This is a genomic window from Pseudomonas sp. NPDC087639 (genome assembly GCF_044743385.1).
Lineage (GTDB): Bacteria > Pseudomonadota > Gammaproteobacteria > Pseudomonadales > Pseudomonadaceae > Aquipseudomonas.
Window position 1 is genome coordinate 1 of record NZ_JBIUWI010000078.1, and the last position, 2,368, is coordinate 2,368.

Consider the following 2,368-nt stretch of genomic DNA (forward strand, 5'->3'; position numbering starts at 1 on the left):
AAAGTGACCGAGCGTCCTGCCCGCACTGGCCGTAACCCTTCGACTGGCGCTGCCATCGAAATCCCTGCAAAGAAAGTGATCAAGCTGGTTGTGGCCAAAGGCCTGACCGACGCTGTGAACAAGTAAGACGCAGCGATAAAAAAAGCCGTGCTCCGGAGCGATCCGGGCACGGTTTTTTTGTGTCTGCGATTTGGCGATGCCACGCCATCCAATGTGGGAGCGAGCCTGCTCGCGAAAGCGCTGTGTCAGTCGATATTTAAGTTAACTGACACTCCGCCTTCGCGAGCAGGCTCGCTCCCACAATTGACCTGCGTCGGTCTATGCGATGTTTAGCGCGTCCAGCGCTCGCGACGCCAGATCTGCTGCTCGGACTTGGTCTGGAAGGTCCAGGCGACGAAGCGGCTTTGTTTCTGTCCCTGAGACATCTCAACCACCTGACTTTCCAGCACGCCGGCCTTTTTCAGCGCGATCTCAATGGCGGGCAGGTTCGAGGCTTTCGACACCAGCGTGCTGAACCACAGCACCTTGTGCTGGAAGTTCGCGCTCTCGGCGATCAGTTGCGTCACGAAACGCGCTTCGCCACCTTCACACCACAGCTCGGCCGACTGGCCACCGAAGTTCAGCACCGGCAGTTTGCGTTTCGGGTCGGCGCGGCCCAGTGCGCGCCATTTGCGCTCGCTGCCCTTGGTCGCTTCATCCATCGAGGCGTGGAACGGCGGGTTGCACATGGTCAGGTCAAAGCGTTCGCCCGGCTCCAGCAAACCGATCAGGATGTGCTTGCGATTTTCTTGCTGGCGCAGCTGGATAACTTTGCTCAGATCGTTGGATTGAACGATGGCTCTGGCGGCAGCCACGGCGGTCGGGTCGATCTCCGAGCCGAGGAAGTGCCAGCGGTATTCGCTGTTGCCGATCAGCGGATAAACGCAATTGGCGCCCATGCCGATGTCCAGCACGTTGACGATCGCGCCGCGCGGGACCTTGCCGTCGTTCATGCTTGCCAGCAGATCCGCGAGAAAGTGCACGTAATCGGCACGGCCCGGTACCGGCGGGCAGAGGTAGTCCGCCGGAATATCCCAATGTTGGATGCCATAGAACGCCTTGAGCAGCGCCCGGTTGAACACGCGCACCGCATCGGGACTGGCGAAGTCGATGCTTTCCTTGCCGTACGGGTTGGTGATCACAAACTTCGCCAGTTCCGGCGTGGTTTTGATCAGCGCCGGGAAGTCGTAGCGACCCTGATGGCGATTGCGCGGGTGCAGGCTGGCCTTTTCACGCGGCTCAACGGCTTTGGCCGGGGTCGCGGAGTCAGGCTTCTTGCGCGCAGGTTTGGGTGTGCGGGGGGCGTTCATGGGCGTGGTCGATTCGGGTATGGCTGAAAGTGGCGGGTATTGTCCCACATTGGCGACGTATACGCCGGATGGTGTTTCAGGCACAAAAAAGGGAAGCCGTTGCGGGCCTCCCTTTTTCATTGCGGCTTGCCCTTACAGGCTGGAAATCCGCGCGTGCTGCTCGGCCAGTTTGCCCAGGGCCTGTTCAGCCTCGGCCAGTTTGGCGCGTTCCTTCTCGATGACTTCGGCCGGGGCCTTGTCAACGAAACCGGCATTGGACAGCTTGCCGCCAACACGCTGGACTTCGCCCTGCAGACGCAGGATTTCCTTGTCCAGACGCGCCAGTTCGGCGCCCTTGTCGATCAGACCGGCCATCGGCACCAGCACTTCCATCTCGCCAACCAGCGCGGTGGCGGACAGCGGTGCTTCTTCGCCAGCAGCCAGCACGGTGATCGATTCCAGACGCGCCAGCTTCTTCAGCAGTGCTTCGTTCTCGGTCAGGCGACGCTGGTCTTCAGCGCTGACGTTCTTCAGGTAGATCGGCAGGGGCTTGCCTGGGCCAATGTTCATTTCGCCACGGATGTTACGCGTGCCGAGCATCAGCTCTTTGAGCCATTCGATGTCGTCTTCGGCGGCCGGATCGATGCGCTCTTCGTTGGCCACTGGCCAAGGTTGCAGCATGATCGTCTTGCCCTGAATGCCGGCCAGCGGCGCGATGCGCTGCCAGATTTCTTCAGTGATGAACGGCATGAACGGATGCGCCAGGCGCAGCGCCACTTCCAGTACGCGAACCAGCGTGCGGCGGGTGCCACGCTGACGCTCAACCGGGGCGTTTTCGTCCCACAGCACAGGCTTGGACAGCTCCAGGTACCAGTCGCAGTACTGGTTCCAGATGAACTCGTACAGCGCTTGCGCGGCGAGGTCGAAACGGAACTGATCCAGTTGACGGGTCACTTCGGCTTCGGTGCGTTGCAGCTGCGAGCTGATCCAGCGATCCGCCAGCGACAGCTCGGAGGCTTCGCCGTTCTGGCCGCAGGCTT

3 protein-coding genes are annotated in these 2,368 nt (G+C 61.0%); 1 reads left to right on the forward strand and 2 read right to left on the reverse strand.

Features of this window, described 5'->3' with window-relative positions; genetic code table 11:
- Positions 1–126: HU family DNA-binding protein (locus ACIOVB_RS23855; protein WP_394598080.1), on the forward strand; the 126-nt coding region annotated here is incomplete at its 5' end.
- A gap of 203 nt (positions 127–329) precedes the next feature.
- Here the strand turns inward: ACIOVB_RS23855 and rlmF are convergent.
- A complete protein-coding gene (gene rlmF / locus ACIOVB_RS23860; RefSeq protein WP_401271853.1) occupies positions 330–1,349 on the reverse strand; it encodes a 23S rRNA (adenine(1618)-N(6))-methyltransferase RlmF in 1,020 nt (339 codons plus the stop codon).
- Between the two features lie 132 nt (positions 1,350–1,481).
- On the reverse strand, positions 1,482–2,368 hold an 887-nt coding region (locus ACIOVB_RS23865), incomplete at its 5' end, for a class I tRNA ligase family protein (RefSeq protein ID WP_401271854.1).